The organism is Uliginosibacterium sp. 31-12 (assembly GCF_030548425.1).
Classification (GTDB): domain Bacteria; phylum Pseudomonadota; class Gammaproteobacteria; order Burkholderiales; family Rhodocyclaceae; genus Uliginosibacterium; species Uliginosibacterium aquaticum.
The window spans coordinates 221,167-246,653 of the sequence record NZ_JAUOOA010000001.1; the positions used below are offsets into that span (position 1 = coordinate 221,167).

The window sequence follows — 25,487 nt, forward strand, 5'->3', positions numbered from 1 at the left end:
ACGTGCGGTTTTGTGCAGGGCAACAATGCCTCGCAAGCCCCTATTGTCGCGGCAGCCCGGCCCGTGCTGCAATCTGTTTGAGGCTGTTTCGCTGAACCGCAACCCCGTTTCCAGGAGAGAGTTTCAATGATGACCCCCGAGCAGTCACGTGCAGCCGTAGAGGGCTGGATGCGCGCCAGTCAGGATTTCATGCAGGGCTTCATGCAGCAGGTGAGCCAGGTTCAGGCATCTCAGCCGGGTTTGCCGCCTTTTGCGGCCTTGCCTGCATTGCCCGGTCTGGAAAACGAGAAAATGGCCGCGCTCCACCGTGAGCACGCGGAATTGCACGCGAAGCTGTGGAGCTCGCTGGCTCAGCGCAAACCCGGTGATGAAAGTGAGCCGATCATGGCTCCGCCGCCTGGCGATCGTCGTTTCAATGCGCCGGAGTGGAGTAGCAGCCCCCTGCACGACTACATGCGCCAGGCTTATCTGATCAATGCCCGCTTTCTCAATGAGGTGGCTGAAAATCTCCCGATCACTGACAAGCTAGCGCGCAGCAAGCTGCAGTTCGTGATGCGCCAGTATGTGGATGCGATGGCGCCTTCGAACTTTGCTGCCACCAATCCTGAAGTCGTTCAGAAGGCACTCGACACAAAGGGTGAAAGCCTGACTCAGGGCCTGCTGAATCTGATTGCGGATGTGGAAAAAGGCCGCATCTCGATGACCGACGACTCAGCTTTCGAAGTTGGCGGCAATCTGGCCACTACCGAGGGCGCGGTGATCTTCGAGAACGAGTTGATGCAGCTGATCCAGTACGCGCCGCTGACCGAAAAGGTCTGCAAACGCCCCTTGCTGATCGTGCCGCCCTGCATCAACAAGTACTACATCCTCGATCTGCAACCGGAGAACTCCTTCGTGCGCTATGCGGTGGAGCAAGGGCTGACGGTTTTCCTGGTTTCGTGGCGAAATCCCAAGGCTGAGCAGAATCATCTGGGTTGGGACGACTATCTAGGTGAGGGTGTGCTGCGCGCACTGGAGGTAGTGCGTGCGGTAAGCAAACAGGATAAACCTAATGTCATGGGTTTTTGCATTGGTGGCACCTTGTTGGCTTCAGCCTTGGCGGTGGCGTACGCGCGCGGGGAAGACCCGGTCGAAAGCGTGACTTTCCTGACGTCCATGCTCGATTTTGCCGACACCGGCGAGATCGCCTGTTATATCGACGAGACTTCAGTAGCGTCGAGCGAAGCCACCATAGGCAAGGGCGGCCTGATGGCCGGCAAGGAGCTCTCGCGCGTCTTCTCCAGCCTGCGTCCGAACGACCTGATCTGGAATTACGTGGTCGATAACTACCTCAAGGGCAACAAGCCACCAGCCTTTGATCTCCTCTACTGGAATTCGGACAGCACCAATCTGCCCGGCCCCTTTGCCGCCTATTACCTTCGCAACACTTATCTCGAAAACAATTTGCGCGTGCCGGGCAAGCTCACCATGTTGGGCGAAGCGGTTGACCTGGGGCGGATCTCCTGCCCGGCCTATTTCCTTGCCACTCGCGAGGATCACATCGTGCCCTGGCAGACGTCCTATCTCGGGCGCCGCTTGTTGGGCGGGGAGTCCACCTTCGTGCTGGGCGCCAGCGGCCATATCGCGGGGGTCATCAATCCTGCCGCCAAGAACAAACGCAGCTTCTGGACCAATGTAGCACCCGCCTCCACCAGTGGTGACTGGATGGACAGTGCTACCGAGCACCGCGGCAGTTGGTGGCCGCACTGGATCGATTGGCTCAAGACGCGCAGCGGTGAACTCGTTGCGGCCCGCAGCAAGCTTGGCGCCAAGGATTACAAGGTATTGGAGGCCGCCCCCGGCCGTTACGTGAAAGAACGTGCCTGACCTGACAGAGAGGTGGCAGCAAGCGGCTGGCGCCACTGCCCGGAAGCGCCAGCCTTGATAACGACCGGGTATGCCTGATGACAAAAGGAGAACTGAATGCCTCACGTAGCACTGATCACCGGCGGTATGGGCGGCCTGGGTGAAGCCATCTGCATGAAGATGGCGGCCCTCGGCTACCGGGTGGTGACCACCTACTCCCCCAACAACACCTCGGCAGAAGAGTGGCTGACCAAGATGCATCACTTGGGCTATGGCTTTATCGGAGTGCCCTGCGATGTCACCGATTTCGATTCCTGCAAGGCTTGTGTGGCCCAGGTGGAGAAGGAGGTCGGTCTGGTTGATGTGTTGGTCAACAACGCCGGCATTACGCGCGACATGACCTTCAAGAAAATGACCAAGTCGGACTGGGATGCCGTGCTGCACACCAACCTGGATTCGGTTTTCAACATGACCAAGCAGGTCATGGACGGCATGATGGCCCGCAAGTGGGGACGCGTGATCAACGTGTCTTCGGTCAACGGCCAGAAAGGCGCTTTCGGTCAGACCAACTACTCCGCTGCCAAGGCCGGCATGCATGGATTCACCAAGGCACTGGCGCTAGAGGTGGCCAAGCACGGCGTGACGGTGAATACCATTTCGCCGGGCTACATCGGCACCAAGATGGTGACGGCGATTCCCAATGAAATTCTTGAGTCCAAGATCCTGCCGCAGATTCCGGTGACTCGTCTGGGTAAGCCGGAAGAGGTTGCAGGGCTGGTGGCCTATCTGGCCTCTGATGAAGCGGCTTTCCTGACCGGAGCCAACATTTCGATCAACGGTGGTCAGCACATGTATTGATGTCGTGCCGCGGCGGTTGCCACGGTGCAATAGAGTTGGGGCGCGAATTCCTCGCGCCTCCCTGGTTTTCAACTAGAGAGGTGAATGCAAATGGCTAAGAACGTGGCTCTGGTAACCGGTGGCATGGGTGGTCTGGGAACAGCAATCTGCAAATCGCTGGCAAATGATGGCTGGAAAGTAGTCGCCAACTGCCTGCCAGCTTTTCCACCTGCCGCAGAGTGGGTCGCCAAGTGCAAATCCGAAGGCTATGACTTCCAGATCGCAGAGGCTGATGTAACTGACTACGATCAATGCGCCGCGATGATCAAGAAGATCGAAGCCGAGATCGGCCAGATCGACGTATTGGTCAACAACGCAGGTATCACCCGCGACGCAATGTTCCGCAAGATGGACAAGGGCCAGTGGGATGCCGTGATGTCCACCAATCTGGATTCAGTGTTCAATGTGACCCATCCCTTGCTGCCGCTGATGGCCGAGCGTGGTTTCGGGCGTGTGGTCAATATCTCATCAGTGAATGGCGTAAAGGGGCAGTTTGGCCAGGCCAACTACTCCGCCGCCAAGGCCGGTATCCTCGGAATTACCAAGGCGCTGGCGCAGGAGGTGGCCAAGAAGGGCGTGACGGTGAATGCGATTGCCCCGGGCTACATCGGTACCGAGATGGTTATGGCCATCAAGGAAGAAGTACGCGAACAGATCGTTGCCACGATCCCGGTGGGGCGCCTTGGCCGCCCGGATGAAATCGGTGATCTGTGTGCCTACCTTGCTTCCGACAAAGCCGGTTTTATCACCGGCGCGACGATCAATATCAACGGCGGCCTGCACATGTGTTGAGCGGTGTGTGGCATTGCGCACAACAACCCCGCAGCTTCAGGCGGGGTTGTTTTTGTGCGCTGCTATAATCCAGCGCAAGGTTCCGGTGCCGGATGCGGAACCTTCTGCCCATACACATACAAGCAGGGGACAACGCAACATGGCCGAACAGCTTCGACTGATCAAGAAATATCCAAACCGTCGTCTCTACGATACGGCTTCCAGTTGTTACATCACCCTCGCAGATGTGCGCGATCTGGTACTCGGCCAGGAAACCTTTCAGGTTGTGGATGCCAAGTCCGGCGAAGACATTACCCGCAGCATCCTGCTGCAGATCATTCTTGAAGAGGAAAGTGGCGGGGCGCCGATGTTCACCAGCGACCTGCTGGCCCAGATGATCCGTTTCTATGGCAATGCCATGCAGGGTTTCATGGGTCGTTACCTGGAAAACAACATCAAGTCCTTCTCCGACATGCAGGCCAAGCTGCAGGAGCAGACCAAGGGTCTGTATGGTGAGAACAGCCCGATGAGCAAGGATATGTGGACCCAGTTCCTGAATTTCCAGGGTCCGGCCATGCAGAGCATGATGGGGACCTACATGGAGCAGAGCAAGCGCATGTTCTCGCAGATGCAGGAGCAGATCGAGAGCCAGACGCGCAGCATGTTCACTACCTTCCCGTTCCCGGGGAACGACGCAGACAAGAAATAAACTGAGCAATCTGTTGCGTACTTGTGACTGCCGGTCTCTGTGAGGAGACCGGCAGTTTGCGTTTACAGCATTGCTGTCGCGACAGCGTCAGGCATTGGTGCGCACCCACCAGCGCCGCCAGAAGAGGGCCAGGATCAGGCCGGCACCGGCGACCGCGATCATGATGAGCACTATCAGCCAGCCTTCGTGATCTTCCAGCAGCGGCAGGTAGTGGAAATTCATGCCGAAGAAGCCCGTTAGTAGGGTGGCGGGAGCGAACAGGGTGGTGATTACGGTGAGCATGCGTACTTCTGCATTCAGCCGGTTGCTGACCGAGGACAGGTGAATGTCCATCAAGCCACCGATCAGTTCGCGCATTGAATCGAGCTGCTCAATGACGTGCACGGCGTGATCGTAGACATCACGGAAGTACAACTCCGTATCCTTGTTCAGAACTGAGCCAGGCATCCGCAACAGGCTGCCTAGCACTTCACGCAAGGGCCACACGGCGCGGCGGATTTCCAGGGTTTCGCGCTTGAAATGGTTGATGTCTTCGATCGAGTGCTTGCCGGTCCCGGCGATCAGGCTGTCTTCAAGATCCTCGATGTCGTTGGCGAGCGATTCGACGACCACGAAATACTGGTCGACCACCGCATCGATGAGGGCATGCAACAAGGCATCCGGGCCGCCGCCACGTAAGGAACCGATGCTCTTGCGCAGGCGGTTGCGGATCGGGTCGAAGAGCCCGGACGAGCGCTCCTGGAAGCTCAGGACGAAATCCTCACCCACGATCAGGCTGATCTGGTCGGAACAGGCATCGTGCTGTGTTTCGTCGTAGCGGAAGCTGCGTAGCACTATGAAGGCATAGTGTTCGTAATCGTCGAGCTTGGGGCGCTGGTGGGTATTGGCGATGTCTTCCAGCACCAGCGGGTGCAGATTGAAGCGGCGCCCGATCTCCTCCATCACCGCCGGCTCGTGCACGCCGTGCACGTTGAGCCAGATCCACCTGTTTTCACGCTTCTGCTGGCGGGACTCGTCCAGTGTGGAAAATGAGATTTCGCGCAAGGCGCTGGCGTCGTAGTCGAAGACGCAGAAGCTGGTCTGATCAACCTTGACGTCACCGATATGAACGATACTGCCCGGCGCCAGCCCGATCTTGCTGGCGTAAGGCGTACGACGGCGTCTGGTTTTGCGTTCGCTCTGTTTGTGCATGGCATCATCCGGATTCGGCATTGCACAGTATCATGCACGCCTTGCAGCCCTGTTAGCATCAGGGGTTTTTTGGGGGGTTTCAAGAAGGGTGTGACAGGCAGGCGGGAAGACTGAGGCGCTGACTTTACTGGGCAGAGTATGCATGCCAAGAGTGAAGCTCGAAAACCCTCGTCTCCAAGGCACTGCATCTTGAATGTAATGGCGTCGCAGCCAAGAGTTGGAACAAGCATGGCCTGAGTTTTGCCTTCGTTCAGTATTGTCAAAAGCTTGGTTTGACGATCCGCTGGCAAAGCAGGCGAGTACATCGACTTTGTGGTGTGGGTGCGGATTGCCGCATGCCGGCCCAGTCGCCAAGGTGAACGGGTTTATTTTCTATCTGGACGTTAACGGAGAACAGAGCATGTCACTGCTTATAGGGGTGCCTCGGGAAGTTTTTGCAGGGGAGAAACGCGTCGCGACTGTTCCAGATGTCGTAGAAAAGCTGATCAAGCTGGGCTTCAGGGTTGTTGTTGAATCGGGCGCGGGTGAGCTGGCGAACTTCAGTGATGATGCCTACCGTGCCTCGGGTGCCGAGATCGCCGGAAGCGCTGCCGAGCTGTGGTCAGAGGCCGATATCGTGTTCAAGGTGCGTGGCCCGAACGATGCGGAAGTCGAGCTGATGCGCGCAGGCAGCACGCTGATTTCCTTCATCTGGCCGGCGCAGAACCCCGAGCTGATGCAGAAGCTTGCCGCCAAGAAGGTCACTGTACTGGCGATTGACGCTTTGCCGCGCCAACTCTCCCGCGCGCAGAAGATGGATGCGCTGACTTCGCAGGCTGGCGTCGCGGGTTATCGTGCCGTGATCGAGGCTGCCAATGGCTTCGGGCGTTTCTTCAACGGTCAGATCACTGCTGCCGGCAAGGTGCCGCCCGCCAAGGTCTTCATCGCCGGTGCCGGCGTGGCAGGTCTGGCGGCCATCGGTACCGCGGCAGGTCTGGGCGCCATCGTGCGTGCCAATGACACGCGCGCCGAAGTGGCCGATCAGGTGAAGTCGCTGGGTGGTGAGTTCGTCAAGGTCGATTACGAGGAAGAAGGCTCGGGTGGTGGCGGTTACGCCAAGGTCATGTCCGAAGGCTTCCAGCAGGCTCAGCGCGAGATGTATGCCAAGCAGGCGCGTGAAGTAGACATCATCATCACCACCGCGCTGATTCCGGGCAAGTCGGCACCCAAGCTCATTACGGCCGAGATGGTGCAGTCCATGAAGCCGGGCAGCGTGATCGTCGACATGGCGGCCGAGCAGGGCGGCAACTGTGAGCTGACCGTGCCGGGCGAAGCCGTGGTGCGTCATGGCGTGACCATCATCGGTTACACCGATCTGGTGAGCCGCTTGTCCCGCCAGTCTTCGACGCTGTACGCGACCAACCTGTTCCGCCTGACCGAAGAGCTGTGCAAGACCAAGGACGGCCTCATCAACGTCAACTTTGAAGACGATGCCATCCGCGGCCTCACCGTCATCAAGGAGGGCGAAATCACCTGGCCGGCTCCGGCGCCGAAAATTCCCGCCGCAGCGGCCAAGCCGGCTGCTGCAGCGGCTCCGGTGGCGAAGAAGTCCTCACATGGTCACGGCGAGCCGTCCGAGCCGATGTCGCATCAGAAGATGGCGGTCATGTTCGGTATCGCAGCGGCCCTGTTCTGGATCATTGGTGCCAATGCACCGGAGGCCTTCCTTGGGCACTTCACCGTTTTCGTGCTGGCCTGCTTTGTCGGATACATGGTGGTGTGGAACGTGAAACCGGCGCTGCATACGCCGCTGATGAGCGTGACCAATGCGGTCTCCAGCATCATCGCGATTGGCGCCCTGGTGCAGATCGCGCCGCCGCTGACGGCGGATATTTCCCGCCCGGATGAAGTGATCCGCTGGCTCGCCGTGGGTGCCATCGTGCTTGCCACCATCAATATGTTCGGCGGCTTCGCCGTGACCCAGCGCATGCTGGCGATGTTCCGCAAATAAGGAGAATTGAAGAATGTCTGCAAGTCTGGCTACGGTCTCCTACCTCGGAGCAACCATTCTCTTCATCCTGTGTCTGGGCGGTCTGTCCAACCAGGAAACCGCACGTCGCGGCAACCTCTACGGCATGATCGGCATGACCATCGCGGTGCTGGCAACAGTGTTCGGCCCGCGTGTGGCTTCGCTGGGCCTACCCTGGATCATTGGCGCGATGGTCCTCGGTGGCGTGATCGGGGTTTATCTGGCGCGCGTCGTCAAGATGACGCAAATGCCCGAACTCGTCGCGTTCATGCACAGTCTGGTCGGTCTGGCAGCCTGTCTCGTGGGTTTTGCCAGCTACATCGATACCTCCATCGCCTTTACCGGTGCTGAAAAGGCCATCCACGAAATCGAGATCTATGTCGGCATCCTGATCGGCGCCGTCACCTTCTCGGGTTCGGTGATTGCCTTCGGCAAGCTCTCGGGCAAGGTCGGCGGCAAGCCGCTGCTGCTGCCGGGGCGTCACTTCATCAACCTGATCGGCCTCCTGGTCGTGATCTATTTCGGCTACGCCTTCCTGCATGCCGAAACCGTGGAAGCCGGCATGCTGCCGCTGATCGTGATGACGGTGGTGGCCTTGCTGTTCGGCATCCATATGGTGATGGCCATCGGTGGCGCTGACATGCCTGTTGTGGTGTCGATGCTCAACAGTTACTCGGGTTGGGCGGCAGCGGCCACCGGCTTCATGCTGTCGAACGATTTGCTGATCGTGACCGGCGCGCTGGTGGGCTCCTCAGGTGCAATCCTGTCGTACATCATGTGTTCGGCCATGAACCGCAACTTCATCAGCGTGATCGCGGGTGGTTTCGGTTCCGATGGCGGTTCGCCCGCCCCCAAGGCAGCGGGCGCCAGCGCCGAGCCGGTGGGTGAGGTGAGCCCGATCCTGGCAGGCGAAACGGCTGAACTGCTGCGCGAAGCCAAGAACGTGGTGATCGTGCCGGGCTACGGCATGGCCGTGGCGCAAGCCCAGCACACGGTGTTCGAGATCACCTCGTACTTGCGTGAAAAGGGAGTTAACGTGCGTTTTGCGATTCATCCGGTGGCGGGCCGCATGCCAGGCCACATGAACGTGCTGCTGGCTGAAGCCAAGGTGCCGTACGACATCGTGATGGAAATGGACGAAATCAACGAGGACTTCCCGGAAACGGATGTGGCCATGGTGATCGGCGCCAACGACATCGTGAACCCGGCTGCGCAAGAGGACCCGACGAGCCCGATCGCCGGCATGCCGGTGCTGGAAGTCTGGAAAGCCAAGACCAGCATCGTGATGAAGCGTTCGATGGCTTCCGGTTACGCCGGCGTGGATAACCCGCTCTTCTACAAAGACAACAACCGTATGCTGTTCGGTGACGCCAAGAAGATGCTGGACGAAGTTCTCGTCAATCTGAAGTCCTGATCGGGCTGGCGAATAAATCTACTGCGCCGCTCGATCCCGAAACTGTGGTGCTCAACGTACCTGCGTACGTCTCCGCTCCGCGTTTCGGCCTCGACCCGCTCGCTACGATTTCTTCGCCACCCGAAGTCGTGATTCATGGAAAGCCGGCCTTGTGCCGGCTTTCTGCTTTTGGGCGGGCGGCAGGCGCGCTATAGTTCCGCCCTGATTCCACCTTGATCTCCGCTGAAAATGACTCTCCGAATCGCCGTCGCCCAGCTCAACTGCACCGTGGGCGATCTCGCCGGCAATGCGGCCCTGATCCGCGAAGCCGCCTTGTCCGCCCGTGCAGCTGGTGCGCAGCTCGTGCTGACGCCGGAACTGGCGCTGTGCGGCTATCCGCCGGAAGACCTGCTGCTGCGCGAGGACTTCTACTTTGCCTGCGAACGCGAGCTGAGTGCCCTGGCCGAGGCCTGTGCCGGCATCGATGTGCTGGTCGGCCATCCGCTGTTTGCCGATGGCGAGGCCTATAACGCGGCGTCGCTGCTGCGCGATGGCAAGGTGCTGGCGAGCTATCGCAAGAATCGTCTGCCGAACTACGAAGTGTTCGACGAGGTGCGCTACTTTGCGCCCGGTGAAGAAGCCTGCGTGGTCGAGGTGCAGGGCGTGCGAGTGGGCATCAACATCTGCGCCGACGTGTGGGAGGCCGGTACGGCCGCCGCGGCGCGGGCTGCGGGCGCCGAAGTGCTGCTGGTGCTCAACGCATCGCCCTACCACATGGAGAAGCAGGCTCAGCGCCACGAGGTGCTGCGCGAGCGGGTGCAGGAGGCTGGTATCGGCGTGCTCTACTGCAACCTCGTCGGCGGGCAGGACGAACTGGTCTTCGACGGCGGCTCCTTCGCGCTGGATGCGAATGGCGCGCTGAGCTATCAGGCGCCGGCCTTCGAGGCGCGCGTGGATATCGTCGACTTCGCGGGGGGCAAGTTCGCGAGCAGTGTGAAGGTGCCGCGGCCTTCGGTGGAAGCCGAAGTGTATGAGGCCTTGAAGCTCGGCGTGCGCGACTATATTGGCAAGAATCGTTTCCCGGGTGCGCTGCTGGGCCTCTCCGGTGGCGTGGATTCGGCCCTGACTCTGGCCATCGCGGTCGATGCACTGGGTGCTGACAAGGTGCGCGCGGTGATGATGCCTTCACCCTACACGGCGCAGATGAGTCTCGACGATTCTCGCGAGATGGTGAAGCTCCTGGGCGTACGCTATGACGAGTTGGCAATCCAGCCGGCCATGGACACTTTCGAGAGCATGCTGACGCCGCTGTTCGAGGGCCGCGGCGCGGATACGACGGAAGAAAACCTGCAGGCGCGCATCCGTGGCATGAGCCTGATGGCGCTCTCCAACAAGTTCGGCAGCATTGTGCTGACCACCGGCAACAAGAGCGAGATGGCGGTGGGCTACGCCACGCTGTATGGCGACATGGCGGGTGGCTTCGCGGTGATCAAGGACATCCTCAAGACCTTCGTCTATCGCCTGTGCGAATATCGCAACAGCATTTCGCGGGTGATCCCCGAGAACATCCTTACGCGTGCGCCTTCCGCCGAGCTGAAGCCCGATCAGAAGGATCAGGACTCCCTGCCGCCGTATGAGGTGCTCGACGCGATTATCGAGGCCTACATGGAGCGCAACGAGTCGCCGCGCGAGATCATTGCCGCCGGCTATTCGGAGCACGATGTGCGCCGCGTGATCGGCATGCTCCGGCGCAACGAGTACAAGCGCCGTCAGGCGCCGGTGGGTATCCGGGTGACCCAGCGTGGCTTCGGCCGCGACTGGCGCTGCCCGATTACCAACCGCTATGCGGACGAGTTCTGAGCCCAGCTCTGCGACAGTTCCTCGCACAGCTGTGAGAGGAGCGGTTTCCAGCTGCCTTCGGCGCTGTCCTTCCAGTGTAGGCGGGCACTCGGGTAGAGCGCGCAGCTCGGGCTGCCGGGCTTGCCCCAACGCCATTCGAGGCCCGGCGCGAGCAGGATGTGCACGGGGCAACCCAGTGCGCCGACGGCGTGGGCGACCGAGGTGTCCACCGCGATGATCAGGTCCAGCTCGCAGGCCAGCGCGGCGGTGTCGGAAAAGTCCTGCTGCATGTCGCCCAGCGGAATGATGCCGCCGCTGCAGAGCTGATCCAGTTCGCCTGAGCTGGCGTCATCCTTCTGCAGGCTGAAGAACATGGCCTGTGCGCCGAGCCGGCGCGGCAGTTCGAGAATTTCTTCCGTGGTGATGGAGCGCATGCGGTTGCTGGCATTGCCCGCCGCACCGCGCCAGGCGATGCCGATCTTTTTCTTTTGCCCGGCCCACTCGGCAAGCTGTTTGCGCCAGTGCTGGCGCTTCTCCGGTGCTGCCTGCAGATAGGGGTATTGCCAGGTTCGCAGCGGGTTCTTGTCGTCCAGATGAAGTGGCAGGCTCAGCAGTGGCGACCAGTAGTCGAAGTGCTCGGCCATGGGGGCTTCGGCATGACAGGCTTGCAGTCCCGGCGCGGTGCCCAGCAGGCCACGCAGGCCGGCGCGGCAGACCAGATCGACGTGTGCGCCGCTGGCCGCCAGCGGTTCGATGAAGCGGGCGAACTGGATCTGGTCGCCCAGTCCCTGTTCCCCCATCAGCAGGATGCGCTTGCCTGCCAGCGCTTCGCCTTGCCAGCGTGGCCATGGATAGTCGGTAAAGCGTACGGCGTCATGGGCCAGCAGGCTGCTGTCATGACGGGCTTCGTAATAAGGCCAGGCCTCAGCGAAGCGGCCCTGGGCGAGCAGGGCCATGGCGAGGTTGGCACGCGCCCGGGCGGAGTCATCTATCTCCAGTGCCCGACGGTAGGCGGCCTCGGCGGCCTCGGGCTGATTCAGGTAGAGCCGGGCGTTGCCCGCGACCTGCCAAAGGCCGGCTTCCTCCGGCGAGCTGGCGCAGGCCGTCTCGGCTTCCGCGCGGGCCTGCTGCAGGCGGCCTGCGGCCACGAGCTGCTGCAGGCGCTCCACCTGCAGGGCGGGGCTGGCTTCTTGTGCCAAGGCCTGACGGTAGTGCATGTCGGCTTCCTCGGTCCGGCCAAGCTGAGCCAGTGTACGGGCCAGGTTCATGCGTGCCGGGCGGAAGCCGGGTTGGTGGCTCAGGGCCTGCGTGTAGAAATTGAGGGCTTCCTCGGGCTGGCCGGCGCGCACGCAGATGGCGCCTAGGTTGCTGAGCGCTTCGACGCAGTCGGGTTGCTGTTCAAGTATGTTTGCATATGCCGCTACTGCGGCTTCGAGATCGCCGCGCTCTTCGGCCTGCACGGCGGCCAGCAGGTCGGCTCGGCTCACAGGCGCGGCCCGCCTCTGCGCTGCGATGGCTTTTCGCCCAGCGCCAGGCTGACCAGCCAGGTCAGCAGGCTATAGATCAGTGCACCCCACATCGCGGACCAGAAACCGCCCACCTGGAAGCCGCCGACGAGCTCGGAAGCGAGCCAGAACAGCAGGGCGTTGATGACGAGGATGAAGAAGCCAAGCGTCAGCGCGGTGATTGGCAGGGTCAGCAGAATCAGGATCGGGCGCACTAGCGCGTTCAGAAGGCCGATGATGATGGCGGCGATCAATGCGGCGGTGTAGCTGCTCACCTGAATGCTGCTGACAAGCTCGGGCACAAGCATCAGGGCGACGGCATTCAGCGCCCAGCGCAGCAGGGTCATCATTGTGTGGCTCCCAGAGCGTGAGCGCAGGCTTTGCTGGCGGCAAGGGTGGTGGGGGATGGGGCTGGCGTGGCAAGCCAGTCCTGCATGTGGCTGCGGGCAATGTTGCGTAATGCACCGATGAAGTCTGGCTCTTCATTGAGGCAGGGCACGTAGCGGAATTCCTTACCGCCGGCGTTCAGAAAAGCGGCTTTGCATTCCAGGGCGATTTCTTCAAGGGTTTCGAGGCAGTCGGACACGAAGCCGGGGCAGACCACGTCCACGCTCTTCACGCCTTCCTTGGCTAGTTTCTGCAGGCTGGGTTCGGTATAGGGCTGCAGCCATTCGGCGCGACCGAAGCGGGACTGAAAGGTGACGAGGTATTGCTCGGGCTTGAGCGAGAGGTATTCGGCCAGTAGGCGCGCGGTCTTGTGGCACTCGCAGTGGTAGGGGTCGCCTTTGTCGAGCGAGAAACGCGGCGTGCCATGGAAGCTCATTACGAGCTTGTCCGGCATGCCATGCTGTTGCCAGTGCGCGGCGATGCGCTGACCCAGCGCACGGATGTAGTCAGGATGGTCATGGAAGCTTCGCACGAAGCGCAGCTCGGGCAGATTGCGGATCTTCATCCCGGCTGCAGCCACTGCATCGAAGGCACTGGCGGTGGTGCTGGCGGCATATTGCGGATAGAGCGGCAGCACCAGTATTCGGCTGCAGCCACGCGCCTTGAGGCGCATCAGCGCCCCCTCCACGTCTGGCTGACCGTAGCGCATGGCCCAGTCGACCTGAACGTCCGGATGCCCCGCCTGCAGCAGGTAGCCGGCGAGCAGCTTGGCTTGTTTTTCCGTATGAACCCGCAACGGCGAGCCTTCCTTGCTCCACACCGTGGCGTACTTTGCGGCTGACTTTTTGGGGCGAGTATTGAGGATGATGCCGTTGAGGATTAACCACCATAGCGCGCGCGGAATTTCGACCACACGCGGGTCGGAGAGGAACTGCTTCAGATAGGGGCGCACTGCCTTGGCAGTCGGCGCGGCCGGAGTGCCGAGATTGATCAGCAGCACGCCGGTACGTGGTGTGCTGCCATGCGTGAATTCAGGCTCTTGCAGAAAGCGGGGCATGGTGATCCTGTGCAATCGATTGCCTTTATGCCGGCAGTTGCCGGAGTTTGGCGTTTTCGCGGGGAGTCAGGTGTTGCTCGACAAGGCGCTGGAAAGCAGTCGTGCTGTGATGTCCACAATCGGGATGACGCGTTCGTAAGCCATGCGCTGCGGGCCGATCACAGCCACGGTGCCGACAACTTGGCCGTCGACCTCGTAAGGCGCGGTGACCACACTGCATTCGTCCAGCGGGCTGATGCCGGATTCTCCGCCGATGAAGAGCTGCACGCCCTCGGCGCGATTGGAAATATCCAGCAACTGCACCAGGCCAGACTTCTGCTCGAACATTCGGAACAGCTCGCGCAGGCGGTTCATGTTGGAGGAAATGTCATCCACTTCCAATAGCTTGCGTTCGCCGGTGATCAGATAGCCCGAGTTCTGTTCCTCCATGGCTTCCTGGCCAACAGTAATGGCGGCCGACATCAGCTCGCTCATGTTCTGCTGCAGCTGCACCAGCTCACCGCGCAGGTGATCGACCATTTCGCCAAAAGCCAGCCCGGCGCAATGGTGGTTCAGGTAATTCGCAGCGGTGACGAGTTCGGAGGCTGTGTAGGCGCGTTGGGTGAACAGGATGCGATTCTGCACATCGCCGCTCATAGCCACGATGATCAGCAGCACGCGGGTGTCCGACAGGCTCACGAACTCGATCTGGCGGATTTTGGTGGCTTCGCGGCGTGGCGCGGCGACGATGCCGGCAAAGCTGGTCAACTCCGAGAGCAGGCTGGAAGCTGCAGAGAGTACGCGGCGTGGCTCGTCCGGATGGATGTGGTGTTGAAGTTCGCGAACTTCGGTCTGCGCCAGCGGTTTGACGGTAAGCAGGGTGTCCACGAACAGACGATAGCCACGTGCGGTAGGGATGCGACCGGCAGAGGTATGTGGGCTGGTGATCAGGCCCAGCTCTTCCAGATCCGACATCACGTTGCGGATCGTAGCGGGCGAGAGTTCCAGCCCGGACTGCTTGGAGAGCACGCGCGAACCTACGGGTTGACCCTCGGCGATATAGCGTTCGACGAGCGTTTTCAGCAGGAGTTGGGCACGTTTGTCTAGCTGGGGCATGGCTGCATTGTAAGGGCTTGGCAGGAGCTTTGGGCAGATCCTGCGGCCTGGCCCAAACAGCAGAATTGGGGGGCATTTAGCCGGCTCACATGCCGCTCCACGTAGGCAAAAACTTGCAAAAATTTGCTAAACCTTTGTTCTGACTCGCCGTTACAGAACGCATCGGGCTCCGACTGAAGCGGCTTGCTGCTGACTGGAACCTATAAAACTAGAGAAACGCATTTCCGTCAGGAGTTAGCCATGCCAACCGTTACCGGACTGTCGGCCTCACAGATAGCCGCACTGACCACAACCCAGGTGGCCGCACTCACGACCGCGGATTTCAAGGCGCTTTCCCAAACCCAGATCGGTGCATTCAGCGCAGAGCAGATTGCGGCGATGGAAACCCAGGATCTGGTGACCCTGACCGGGGCCCAGGTTGCTGCGTTCACCCCTTACAACGTGGTGGGTTTCACCAGTGGACAGATTCAGGCGCTGACTCAAACCCAGTTTCAGGGCATGACGGTTGAGCAACTCAGCTCCCTGAGTTCCGATCAGATAGCCGCCATGGAAACCCGTGATCTGGCGGCCCTGTCGGTGACGCAATTGCGCGGGCTGACGGTGGATCAGCTTGTCGGGTTTGGTACGAGTCAAATCCGGTCTTTGAGTGCCACACAGGTCGCTGGCTTCTCTGCCGAGCAGATCGGCTCCTTCTCCACCACGCAGATTTCCGCCCTGTCGACTTCGCAAATCAAGGTTTTGACAACAGGGCAGGTGGCTTCTCTGGGGGCTGAACAGGTTGCGGCGCTGACCACGGCCCAGGTGAGGAATCTGACTGTTAGCCAGGTCCAGACCTTGTCCGAAGACCAGCTCAATGCGTTGGAGACTAGTGACTTCAGTGCTTTGACGGCAACCCAGATCCAGGCACTGAAGACCAACCAGATCAGTGCCTTGTCGGAATCCCAGATTGCGGCTTTGACGACGCAGCAGGCCGCCAGTCTCACCCAGGCCCAGATCCAGGTGCTCTCGCCGGAGCAGATTCAGGCCATGAAGACGCAGGACGTTGGCGCACTGGCTGTATCGCAGCTCAAGGGGCTGACAACCGAGCAAATCGAATCCTTGTCGTCTGCCCAAGTGGCGGCAATGACTTCTGGCCAGTTGGCCAGCTTTAGTGCGAATCAGCTCAAAGCGCTCACGACGGCACAGGTGTCGGCCCTTGAAACACAGGATCTGGCCGCGCTGCTTGCAACCCAGATCAGCAGTTTGAAAACGGATCAGCTCGCTGCGCTGAGCACCACACAGATCCAGGCCTTGCAGGCTACCCAGGTTGCCGCATTGAGTTCCGCCCAGGTACGTGCTTTGAGCAGCGCCCAGATCGCGGCGCTGGAAACGCGGGATCTGTCCGCTCTGTCTGCCACGCAGATTGCAAGTCTGACCAATGAGCAGGTGTCTGCCCTCGGCACACAGCAGTTTGCGGCCCTTTCAGGCGCGCAGATCAAGGGGCTGACGAGCAGCCATATCCAGGCGTTGACGACGGGCCAGATCGAAGCACTGAACTCGGTGCAGGTACAGAGTCTGTCTGCGACCCAGGTTTCTGCCATGTCATCCGATCAGATCGTGGCGATGGAAACCCGCGATTTCTCGATGCTGAGCGCTACGCAATTGCGCGGATGGGATGCCAGCCAGGTCGGCACCCTGACCACGAGTCAGATCGTGGCCTTCACGGCCATGCAGATCGCTGGTTTGACCACCTCCCAATTGTCGGGGCTGAGCACGGGGCAGGTCAGTGCGATCGAGACACGTGATCTGGTTGCCCTGACGGCAACCCAGATCCAGAAGCTCTCGACGGATCAGCTGAGCGCTTTGAGTTCGACCCAGATTCAGAGTCTGACCGCCCTTCAGATCAAGGGCCTGGATGCTTCGCAATTTGCGGGCTTTTCAACTGAGCAGATTCAGAGCCTGACGACTGCTCAGTTCAGCAACCTTTCGGCTACTCAGCTGGGAGGGCTCAATTCGAGTCAGATCGCTGCAATTGAAACCAGCGATTTGCGATTGTTGTCCGCAACCCAGCTTGCCGGGCTGAATTCTGACCAACTCAGCGCGCTGGGGACGGACCAGCTGGGGGCGTTGAAGACCAATCAGATTCAGGGTTTGACCACTACTCAGCTGGCTGGGCTCACGTCCGATCAGATCGAGTCACTGACGACCGATCAGTTCAGGGCCATGAGTGCCAAGCAGATCAGCTCTTTTTCGACTACCCAGATCGCAGCCCTGGCGACCGATGATCTGACATCCTTGACGACCGCGCAGTTCAAGGCAATGAGTGCAACCCAGCTGGCCGCATTGACGACCAGCCAGATCACTGGGCTGAATGAAGAGCAGATCAGCGTGCTGAGCTCGGCGCAGCTGGCTGGCCTCGAAACCGCCGATCTTTCGGTCATGAATGCCACGCAGTTGCGGAGCCTGACGACGGCTCAGCTGCGCCAGCTCTCGACTGATCAGGTGGCTTCACTGACCTCGGCTCAGGTCGCAGGTCTTGGTGCTGCTCAGATCAGCGCCTTGAAGACGGATCAGATTGCAGCACTCAACTCCGAGGATCTCTCGGCGATGAGCCGGGTGCAGATCCGCAGCATGACAACTGCGCAGCTGAATGTACTGACGACGGATCAGTTCTCCGGGCTGGACTCCTCCCAGATTACGGCCTTGAGTGCCGCACAGGTGGGCTCACTGCGCACGGATCAGATTCGCGCCATGACGGTGGACGAACTTGGCGCCATGAGCCAGAGCCAGGTGCAGGGTTTTGTCACCTCACAGATCCGCGCAATGACGACCGAGCAGGTCAGTGCCCTGACGAGCGCGCAGATGTCCGCCATGAGTTCGGCTCAGCTTGCCGCACTTGATTCTGCCCAGATCGGGGCCATCGGTACCGGGGATCTGGCGGCTTTGAGCGCCACCAAGGTGCGGGGCTTCACGACAGCTCAGATGCAGGCGCTTACCAGTGATCAGATCACCGCCCTGACGACCGGGCAGATTGCCGGGCTGAGTACGGCTCAGGTTGCCGCGCTTGAGACCGCTGACCTGCAGGCCATGAGTTCTCAGCAGATTGCCGCGCTGACCAATACTCAGGAGCGTGCACTCACCAGCCAGCAGGTGGGCGCTTTGACGAGTGACCAGATCGGCTCACTGTCCGCAAGCTGGATTGCAACGCTCGCAACGAGCCAGATCGCCTCCTTGAGCTCCGAGCAGTTGAACAACCTGACGAGTGCCCAGATTCAGGCGCTCACGACCGGTCAGATCGCAGCCTTGTCGTCCAGCCAGATTACTTCGATGACGACGGAGCAGCTGTCCGCCTTGCGTTCGGCCCAGATGACGGGCTTTGAAACCGGCGATCTTACGAATCTGACCACCGCACAACTGGCCAGCCTGACGACGGCTCAGCTGGGCGGCTTGAGCAGCACCCAGATTGCTGCGCTCAGCACTACCCAGATCGGGCGGCTGAGCACTGATCAGGTACGGGGCTTGAGCAGCGCTCAACTCCAGGCGCTGACCACTACCCAGATGAGTGGGCTGGGGTCTGATCAGCTGGCGGCGCTGACGACCGCCCAGTTCGCTGCGCTGGAAACGGCAGATGTGGCCGCGCTGAGCACCGAGCAGCTGGCTAATCTGTCGACTACGCAGGTGAATGCGCTCTCTACTTCCCAGGTGGCAGGACTCCAGACTTCGCAGATTCGCGGCTTGACCTCGGCCCAGGTTGCTGCGCTGAGCACCGGCCAGATCAAGGCATTGACTACGGCCCAGGCTGCTGCCTTGGGCACTGCGCAGACGGTGGGCCTGGGGACTACCCAGATTGCAGCGATGGAAACCCGTGATCTTGCCGCGCTGAGTTCTGTTCAGCTGGCTGGTTTGACGACAACCCAGGTCGCTGCATTGGGCACCCAGCAGATTGCGTCGCTGACCACCACTGAATTGCAGGGGCTCACCAGTGCCCAGGTTCAGGCACTCGATAGCACCCAGATTCGCGCACTGACGACCGGCCAGATTGCTTCGCTGACGACCAACCAGACCAATGCGCTCACCACAGCCCAGCTGCTGGCCCTCGAGACGGCTGACCTGGCTGCGCTCACCACGACGCAGGTGTCGCAACTCGCAGCAGGGCAGGTGGCTGCCTTGACGACCAGCCAGATCCGCATTCTCTCCTCTGCACAGATCGGAGCGCTGAGTGCCGAGCATATCAATGCCATGTCCACGGATCAGGTGGTGGCGATTGAAACGGCAGACATCGGGGCGTTGAGCAGCACCCAGATCAGGAACTTCAGTGCAGACCAGATTGCCAGCCTGACGAGTGCTCAGGTCGCGGCCTTGAGCACCGATCAGATCCGCTCGATTGAGGCGGATGATCTGGCTGCGGTGAGCAGCACGCAAATTTCCAGGTTGTCGACGGCCCAGGTGGCTGCCCTGACGACCCTGCAGGTTGTGGGTCTGGAAGAAACCCAGGTTGCTGCTTTGAGCAGCGCCCAGATCCAGGCCATGGGCACCAGCCAGATTGCAGCACTGGAACTCAATGACCTTGCTGCCATGAGTACCGCGCAGCTTGCCGCATTCTCCACCGCGCAGATCGCCGGTTTGACGACGGCCCAGGCGACAGCTTTGACGACCGCCCAGATTGCAGCCCTGAGCAGCGCTCAGGTGCGTGCACTGGAAACGCGTGATCTGGTCACCCTGAATGCTGATCAGATTGGTGCGCTGGATACCCGGCAGATCGTTGCCTTGAGCAGCACACAGGTTCAAGCGCTGACGGCTGAGCAGTTGGGCGCCTTGAGTTCCGCTCAGGTTGGGGCACTTGAAACCTCCGATCTGGCGCTGCTGAGTACCACACAGATCCGCAATCTCTCGGCTGAGCAGATCGCAGGCCTTACAACGGCTCAGATTCAGTCCCTGAGTACCGATCAGGTCAAGGCTCTCACTGGAGCGCAGATTGCTGCCCTGAGCTCTACCCAGCTTGTGGCTATTGAGACCCGTGATCTGGAAGCGCTGGGTGTAGGCCAGGTCAGAAGCTTCACCACGGATCAGGTTTCTGGGCTGACCAGTGCCCAGATCCAGGCCTTGAGCACCACTCAGGCCCAGGGCTTGAGGACGGATCAGATTGCCGCACTGACCACTGCACAGGTTCGCGCAATGGAGGTCGCCGATGTATCGGCCTTCACCACGGCTCAGCTCCAGGCCATTGAAACGGCGGACTTCGCCGCATTGAGCTCGGCACAGGTCCAGGGCCTGAGCACCGCTCAGGTAGAGGCCATGACAACGGCTCAGGCTGGCGCGATGACCGCGACTCAGGTTGGCAGCATGACGACGGCTCAGGTGGCGGCAATGCAGACGGCCGACCTGACACAACTGGGCTCCAGCCAGATCCAGGCGCTGAGCACGGCGCAGGTTGTTGCCTTGGGCACGACACAAGCTGCCGCGCTGCTGACCAGCCAGGTGTCCAGCCTCACTGCGGCCCAGATTGGCGCCATCGAAACCTCCGACCTCGTCGCACTCGATACCAGCCAGTTCCAGGCGTTGAGCTCCGCGCAGATCCAGGCGCTGGGCACTGGCCAGGTGCAGGCCTTGAAGACCACGCAGATCGAGGCGCTGACAACGACCCAGGCCGCCGCGCTTACAACGGCGCAAGTGGCTGCGCTGACCACCACGCAACTGGTGGCCGTGGAGACCATGGACATCGCGGTATTGGGCGCCGCCCAGATGACCGCGCTGAGCAGTGCGCAGGAAGTGGCGCTGACCAGCGCCCAGGTGGCCGTGCTCTCCAGCGTTCAGATTGGCGCACTGTCCGGCGACTGGGCGGATGCGCTGGGAACCACCCAGCTGGCCGCACTGACCAGTGCTCAGACCCTTGGCATGACCACAGCCCAGATCCAGGTACTGGATTCGGCCCAGATCGTGGCCCTGACGAGTACCCAGGCTCAGGCGCTGACCATCGAGCAGCTCGCCGCCATGAGCAGTGCTCAGGTCGCCGCACTGGCGACGGACGATCTCGCCGTATTGAGTGGCAACCAGATCCAGGCGTTGGGCACGGCTCAGACCCGTGCGCTGACTTCCGCTCAGATCCAGGCGCTGACGACCACCCAGGTCCAGGCGCTCACCGCAGAGCAGCTTGGCGCTTTGAGTTCCGATCAGATCGCAGCCTTCGAAACCTCCGATCTGGCCGCTATGACAACGGCACAGGTGCGCAGCCTCTCCACAGCGCAGATTGCCGCGCTGACCACTGCCCAGATCTCCGGGTTGAACACCACGCAGGTCAGTTCGCTGACGGTGGCTCAACTGGGTGCGTTCGAAACCAGCGATCTGCAACAGCTCACTTCCTCGCAGATCCAGGCGCTGACCGCACTCCAGATCACCAACCTGAGTACTGCCCAGACCCAGGTGCTGACTTCGACCCAGATTGCGGCGCTGAACACGAGCCAGATCCAGTCGCTGACGGCAGACCAGCTCGGAGCCCTGACCTCGGCGCAGTTTGCCGCGATCGAAACCGGCGATGTGCAGGCCCTGACGGCGATCCAGATCCAGTCTCTGAGCACCACGCAGATCGCGGCACTCACGACCTCCGCTGCTGGCCAGCTCGCAGCACTGACGACCAGCCAGATCCAGTCGCTCACAGCGGCTCAGGTGGGTGCGTTGAGTACGGCACAGGTCTCCTCGCTGACGACCAGTCAGGTCACCGCGATCGACCCGACGGATCTGGTTTCGCTCACCACCGCCCAGATCGATGCGCTGAGCAATGGTCAGGAAACGGCGCTGAACTCCAGCCAGCTCGTGGCACTAAGCAGCCAGCAGATCGGTGCGCTCTCCACGACGTGGGCTGGCGCTTTGAGCACGACGCAAGTCGCACAGCTCACGGCTACCCAGATCACTGGCCTGACGACTTCTCAACTCGCGGCATTTGGCAACAGCCAGATTCAGGCGATCGAGGTGGTGGATCTCATGCAGATGAGCACGACCCAGATTACCAATCTGGCCGACAGCCAGCTGCAGGCCTTCAGCACTACGCAGATCCAGAACCTGACCGAAGGCCAGATCAGCGCACTGAATACGGATCAGCTGACCGCACTCACTGCATCGCAGGCTGCCGCAGTGACCGAAACCCAGCGTGCCGCCCTGACGACGGCTCAGATATCCGCCCTGGATTCCTGAGTAATGATCTGATTTGGCACCCCGAAACCGGTTTATTCCGGTTTCGGGAGCAGGCCCGGAGGCATTAATCTGCAGGCTACCCGTGAAAGGATGTAGCCGTGGCTGAGTCTGGAACAGATTTAGGGAGTGTGCTGCTGCGTGCCTGGCAGGGTCAGCTTGATCTGCTGCAGCTCTTCAATGCTGCTGCGGGTTTTGATGCGCAAGGCCTGTTCCCACTCTCGGCCGTGCTGTACCAGACCTGGCTGCAGCGCAATCATTCCGATCGTCAGCAATACGTCTACTTCAATCTGGGTTCTGCCTTGCTCAATGCGGGCGATCTGGAGCCTGCCCAGACTGCCTATCAGAAGGCAGCAGAGCTGGATGCCGGTTTCATCCAGCCACGATTCAATTTGGGTATTGTGCAGGAGCGGCTCGGGCGCATCGCGGATGCACTGGAGATGTGGCGCTGGGTAACGGTCAATGTGAACCCGGAGGACCCTGAGCAGCGCGAGATGCTGATCTCGGCGCTGAATAACATCGGGCGCGTGCAGGATGCCGCAAAGCAGTATGGCGAGGCACATGATTGCCTCACACGCAGCCTTCAACTCAAACCCGATCAGCCTGATGTGCTGCACCACTGGGTCTTCATTCGGGCACGGCAGTGTGCCTGGCCGGTGTATTCAGCGATCCCCGGCGTGAGTCTTGAAGCCATGCGTGCGAATACCTCGGCGCTGGCCATGCTCAGTCAGAGTGATGATCCGCAGGCCCAGCTGGAGGCTGCGCGCAACTATGTGCGCAAGAAACTCGCGCCGCTACCGCCTCCGCTTACGGATGGCAGCCGCTATGCACATGACAAGATTCGTGTGGCCTACTGCTCGTCGGACTTCTGTCTGCACCCGGTAGCTATGCTGACGGTCGAGTTATTTGAATTGCATGATCGTGAGCACTTCGAGGTCTACGGCTTTTGCTGGACGCGCGAGGACGCTTCGCCGATTCGCCAGCGTATCGCCAAGGCTTTCGATCATTTCATCCGTATCGATACGTTGGATGACGAAGCTGCTGCCCGCCTGATCCGCGAACATGAAATAGATATCCTCATCGACCTGCACGGGCAGACACTCGGTGCGCGCGCCAACATGCTGGCCTGGCGGCCGGCGCCGGTGCAGATCACCTATCTGGGCCTGCCGGCCACCACAGGGCTGCCATCAATCGATTACGTGATAGCTGATCGCTTTCTTATCCCGGAGGTATGCGCTCCGTTCTACTCCGAAAAGCCGCTGTACATGCCAGACATCTATCAGGTCAGTGACCGCAAGCGGCTCTGTCTGCCGCCGCCGAGCCGTGAGAGCTGCGGCCTGCCGGTGGATGCCTTCGTATTCTGCTCCTTCAACAACAATTACAAATTTACACCGGCCGTGTTCGAGGTCTGGATGCGTATCCTGCAGCAGGTGCCGCATGGGGTGCTGTGGCTGCTCTCGGACAATCCGTGGGCCGAGGCCAATCTGCGCCGTGAGGCGCTGGCACACGGCATCAATCCGGCCCGTCTGATCTTTGCGCCGCGTGTCGCACCCGAGGCTTACCTTGCGCGCTACATGGCCGCTGACCTGTTCCTCGACACCTTTCCCTTCAATGCCGGCACCACGGCCAATGATGCGTTGTGGGCGGGCTTGCCGGTGCTGACTTGCCCCGGGCGGACCTTTGCCTCGCGCATGGCCGGCGCCTTGCTGACCGCAGCAGGCGTGCCCGAGCTGATCTGTGCGGATTTTCCCGCCTACGAGCGCAAGGCCATCGAACTGGCCAACGACCCGGCCACCTGTCGACGCCTGCACGAACACCTGCTGCAGCAGCGCGAACATGGTCCCTTGTTCGACAGCCCGCGCTTCGTACGCCACCTTGAGCAGCATTTCCGGAGATTGATCCATCATGAAAATTAGCCTGCCCTGGGGGCGCCTGTTCCGCAGCGCTGACGCCATGCCTGCCGAACCGTCTGCAGCGTCCGCATCGAGTGTCGCTGCGCCCGCGCCTGCCATCCCGGTGCGGCGCCTGGTCTGCTATTGCGATGGCGGCTTTGGTAATCGCTTCAATGCGCTGGTCACCGGCCTGATCCTGGCGCGTCGTGCGGATTTGCCGCTGGAGGTGGTATGGCCGGTCAACAACTGGTGCGGGGCGCGCTTTGGCGAACTCTTTGATAGCCCGCTGACGGTGATCGAGCGCGAGCTGGCGAGCTTCGTGGCCGAGAAGGGCGAGTACCAGTATCTGATGACCGAGGATCACCTGCAGCAGGGCGTAAGCTTCCGCTCGCCGCTGGGCTTTGAGCAGGAAAGCGAGCTGCTGGCCTGTGTGAGCGGCGATGACAAACCGGTGTTTCTCTATACCCCCTTGATTCCGGCCTGCCTGCCGCCGGACGAGGTGCTGGCTCAGGTACGCGCCTTGCAGATTCGTCCGGAAATCCAGCGCCGAGCGGAGGCTTTCCTGGTTGCAAAAGGTTTGCAGGGCGAGTTCTTTGGTCTCCAGATCCGCAAGACTGATTTCGGCGCCAATGCGGCGGACGACGAGAATCTCTTCAATCTCGTCAAATCCTTGCCGGATCGGCGTTTCTTCGTCTGCTCGGACGATGCCGGTGTCGAGCAGCGGTTTGCCAGCCTCGCCAATGTGGCCGTGCATGCCAAACAGGCTTATGTGGAAAAGCTCAATCCGGGCGACTGGATGGATCCGACCCAGGACTGCAGTGGCCGCATCTATCACGGCAACATCAATCGCAGTGCCGCCAGCGTGATTGATGCGGTGGTGGATCTCCTGATCCTTTCGCATTCAAAAGTGGTGCGCACTTCGGGCAGCACCTTTCTGAGCACCGCCTTGCTGCTGCAGGTGGCACGCACTGACGTGGCTACTGCGCCGGTTGTGCCGCAGGCGGCGGCCGCAAGCGTTGTGCCGGTGCAGGCCTACAAGATGAGCCTGCCCTTGTTCGATACGATCCGGGCTCTGGGCTTGCCTGCCCCTGCTGGCATTCTGCAGGTGGGAGCCAGCTATGGTCAGGAGATGCAGTATTTCCTCGAGAACGGCATTCGCGCGGGCCTCTTCATCGAGCCCCTGGCGGAGCCTTTTGCCCACCTGGCGAGCGTGTGTCGCCAGATTCCGGGCTATATCGCCATGCAGGCCTTGTGTGCTGACACGAGCGGGCAGACGCATACCTTTCATGTCGCCAGCAATGGCGGCATGAGCAGCAGCATCCTCAAGCCGGCGCAGCATCTGCAGGTATTCGATTACGTGAAGTTCCCGGATACTGTCGAACTCGTCTCCCACACCCTGGACGAAGTCATGAAGTTCGTGCGCGAGTCCGGCCACGGTGAGACGCTGGACAAACTCGATACGCTCTACATGGATACCCAGGGCGCCGAGCTCCGGATCATGGTCGGCGCACCGCACACGCTGCGGCAGATCAACTACATCTTCACCGAAGTGATGCGCGGCGAGCTCTACGAGAAGCAGGCTTCCTTTCAGAGCGTATGCGCTTGGCTGGATGTAATGGGCTTCACCCTGAACAACGTGTATTTCGGCCCCGGCCATACCGGCGACGCGCTCTTCATCCGCAAGAGCCTGCTCGGCTTGTGAGGGGTGCGGGCAGGGCGCCGAGGCGCGCCCTG

General features: G+C 60.8%; 15 protein-coding genes. 10 read left to right on the forward strand and 5 right to left on the reverse strand.

Annotation, left to right across the window (positions count from 1 at the left end; translation table 11 throughout):
- Positions 1–129 precede the first annotated feature (129 nt).
- The 4 genes from Q3Y64_RS01020 (at position 130) to phaR (ending at position 4,222) form a co-directional block, all read left to right on the forward strand.
- On the forward strand, positions 130–1,866 hold the full coding sequence (locus Q3Y64_RS01020; protein WP_101942769.1) for an alpha/beta hydrolase: 1,737 nt from the start codon (positions 130–132) through the stop codon (positions 1,864–1,866).
- 96 nt (positions 1,867–1,962) lie between these two features.
- The gene (phbB, locus tag Q3Y64_RS01025; RefSeq protein ID WP_101942415.1) at positions 1,963–2,703 is read left to right on the forward strand and encodes an acetoacetyl-CoA reductase; all 741 of its coding nucleotides are present in this window, start codon (positions 1,963–1,965) and stop codon (positions 2,701–2,703) included.
- A gap of 90 nt (positions 2,704–2,793) precedes the next feature.
- Positions 2,794–3,534 (forward strand): beta-ketoacyl-ACP reductase, encoded by a 741-nt coding sequence (locus Q3Y64_RS01030; RefSeq protein WP_101942770.1) that lies wholly within the window; start codon positions 2,794–2,796, stop codon positions 3,532–3,534.
- 139 nt (positions 3,535–3,673) lie between these two features.
- Positions 3,674–4,222, forward strand: coding sequence for a polyhydroxyalkanoate synthesis repressor PhaR (phaR, locus tag Q3Y64_RS01035; protein WP_101942416.1), 549 nt, complete (start codon positions 3,674–3,676; stop codon positions 4,220–4,222).
- A gap of 87 nt (positions 4,223–4,309) precedes the next feature.
- Here the strand turns inward: phaR and corA are convergent, their stop codons facing one another.
- On the reverse strand, positions 4,310–5,413 hold the full coding sequence (corA, locus tag Q3Y64_RS01040) for a magnesium/cobalt transporter CorA (RefSeq protein ID WP_101942772.1): 1,104 nt from the start codon (positions 5,411–5,413) through the stop codon (positions 4,310–4,312).
- A gap of 400 nt (positions 5,414–5,813) precedes the next feature.
- On the opposite strand from corA, the gene Q3Y64_RS01045 reads away from it, so the two are divergent.
- From Q3Y64_RS01045 to Q3Y64_RS01055, 3 genes are all read left to right on the forward strand, one after another.
- Complete coding sequence (locus Q3Y64_RS01045; RefSeq protein ID WP_303559517.1) at positions 5,814–7,403, forward strand: Re/Si-specific NAD(P)(+) transhydrogenase subunit alpha; 1,590 nt, start codon at positions 5,814–5,816, stop codon at positions 7,401–7,403.
- Positions 7,404–7,416: 13 nt separating this feature from the next.
- Entirely contained in the window at positions 7,417–8,835 is a 1,419-nt protein-coding gene (pntB, locus tag Q3Y64_RS01050; protein WP_303559519.1) for a Re/Si-specific NAD(P)(+) transhydrogenase subunit beta, read from the forward strand.
- A 228-nt stretch (positions 8,836–9,063) separates the two neighbouring features.
- Complete coding sequence (locus Q3Y64_RS01055; protein ID WP_303559521.1) at positions 9,064–10,674, forward strand: NAD+ synthase; 1,611 nt, start codon at positions 9,064–9,066, stop codon at positions 10,672–10,674.
- Here the strand turns inward: Q3Y64_RS01055 and Q3Y64_RS01060 are convergent.
- The 4 genes from Q3Y64_RS01060 to hrcA form a co-directional block, all read right to left on the reverse strand.
- A complete protein-coding gene (locus Q3Y64_RS01060) occupies positions 10,656–12,140 on the reverse strand; it encodes a tetratricopeptide repeat protein (RefSeq protein ID WP_303559523.1) in 1,485 nt (494 codons plus the stop codon). The genes Q3Y64_RS01055 and Q3Y64_RS01060 overlap by 19 nt on opposite strands.
- On the reverse strand, positions 12,137–12,508 hold the full coding sequence (locus Q3Y64_RS01065; RefSeq protein ID WP_101942421.1) for a phage holin family protein: 372 nt from the start codon (positions 12,506–12,508) through the stop codon (positions 12,137–12,139). The genes Q3Y64_RS01060 and Q3Y64_RS01065 overlap by 4 nt, the downstream gene beginning before the upstream one ends.
- Positions 12,505–13,602, reverse strand: a complete 1,098-nt coding sequence (hemH, locus tag Q3Y64_RS01070) for a ferrochelatase (RefSeq protein WP_101942422.1) — start codon at positions 13,600–13,602, stop codon at positions 12,505–12,507. Before hemH ends, Q3Y64_RS01065 begins: the two co-directional genes overlap by 4 nt.
- A 66-nt stretch (positions 13,603–13,668) precedes the next feature.
- Positions 13,669–14,697 carry a heat-inducible transcriptional repressor HrcA gene (gene hrcA, locus Q3Y64_RS01075; protein WP_101942423.1) on the reverse strand — a complete coding sequence of 343 codons (1,029 nt, stop codon included), beginning with the start codon at positions 14,695–14,697 and terminating at the stop codon, positions 13,669–13,671.
- Between the two features lie 240 nt (positions 14,698–14,937).
- On the opposite strand from hrcA, the gene Q3Y64_RS01080 reads away from it, so the two are divergent.
- The 3 genes from Q3Y64_RS01080 to Q3Y64_RS01090 all read left to right on the forward strand — a co-directional run bounded on the left by Q3Y64_RS01080 (position 14,938) and on the right by Q3Y64_RS01090 (position 25,455).
- On the forward strand, positions 14,938–21,864 hold the full coding sequence (locus tag Q3Y64_RS01080) for a hypothetical protein (protein WP_303559532.1): 6,927 nt from the start codon (positions 14,938–14,940) through the stop codon (positions 21,862–21,864).
- Between the two features lie 98 nt (positions 21,865–21,962).
- Positions 21,963–23,777 (forward strand): acetylglucosamine transferase, encoded by a 1,815-nt coding sequence (locus tag Q3Y64_RS01085; RefSeq protein ID WP_303559534.1) that lies wholly within the window; start codon positions 21,963–21,965, stop codon positions 23,775–23,777.
- A complete protein-coding gene (locus Q3Y64_RS01090; RefSeq protein ID WP_303559536.1) occupies positions 23,767–25,455 on the forward strand; it encodes an FkbM family methyltransferase in 1,689 nt (562 codons plus the stop codon). The genes Q3Y64_RS01085 and Q3Y64_RS01090 overlap by 11 nt, the downstream gene beginning before the upstream one ends.
- The last annotated feature ends 32 nt before the right edge of the window (positions 25,456–25,487 follow it).

What these genes read in the sequence shown, in the direction of transcription:
- Q3Y64_RS01020 (WP_101942769.1), top strand. Translation starts at nt 130, where the DNA reads ATGACCCCCGAGCAGTCACGTGCAGCCGTAGAGGGCTGGATGCGCGCC.
- phbB (WP_101942415.1), top strand. Translation starts at nt 1,963, where the DNA reads ATGCCTCACGTAGCACTGATCACCGGCGGTATGGGCGGCCTGGGTGAA.
- Q3Y64_RS01030 (WP_101942770.1), top strand. Translation starts at nt 2,794, where the DNA reads ATGGCTAAGAACGTGGCTCTGGTAACCGGTGGCATGGGTGGTCTGGGA.
- phaR (WP_101942416.1), top strand. Translation starts at nt 3,674, where the DNA reads ATGGCCGAACAGCTTCGACTGATCAAGAAATATCCAAACCGTCGTCTC.
- corA (WP_101942772.1), bottom strand. Translation starts at nt 5,413, where the DNA reads ATGCACAAACAGAGCGAACGCAAAACCAGACGCCGTCGTACGCCTTAC.
- Q3Y64_RS01045 (WP_303559517.1), top strand. Translation starts at nt 5,814, where the DNA reads ATGTCACTGCTTATAGGGGTGCCTCGGGAAGTTTTTGCAGGGGAGAAA.
- pntB (WP_303559519.1), top strand. Translation starts at nt 7,417, where the DNA reads ATGTCTGCAAGTCTGGCTACGGTCTCCTACCTCGGAGCAACCATTCTC.
- Q3Y64_RS01055 (WP_303559521.1), top strand. Translation starts at nt 9,064, where the DNA reads ATGACTCTCCGAATCGCCGTCGCCCAGCTCAACTGCACCGTGGGCGAT.
- Q3Y64_RS01065 (WP_101942421.1), bottom strand. Translation starts at nt 12,508, where the DNA reads ATGATGACCCTGCTGCGCTGGGCGCTGAATGCCGTCGCCCTGATGCTT.
- hemH (WP_101942422.1), bottom strand. Translation starts at nt 13,602, where the DNA reads ATGCCCCGCTTTCTGCAAGAGCCTGAATTCACGCATGGCAGCACACCA.
- hrcA (WP_101942423.1), bottom strand. Translation starts at nt 14,697, where the DNA reads ATGCCCCAGCTAGACAAACGTGCCCAACTCCTGCTGAAAACGCTCGTC.
- Q3Y64_RS01080 (WP_303559532.1), top strand. Translation starts at nt 14,938, where the DNA reads ATGCCAACCGTTACCGGACTGTCGGCCTCACAGATAGCCGCACTGACC.
- Q3Y64_RS01090 (WP_303559536.1), top strand. Translation starts at nt 23,767, where the DNA reads ATGAAAATTAGCCTGCCCTGGGGGCGCCTGTTCCGCAGCGCTGACGCC.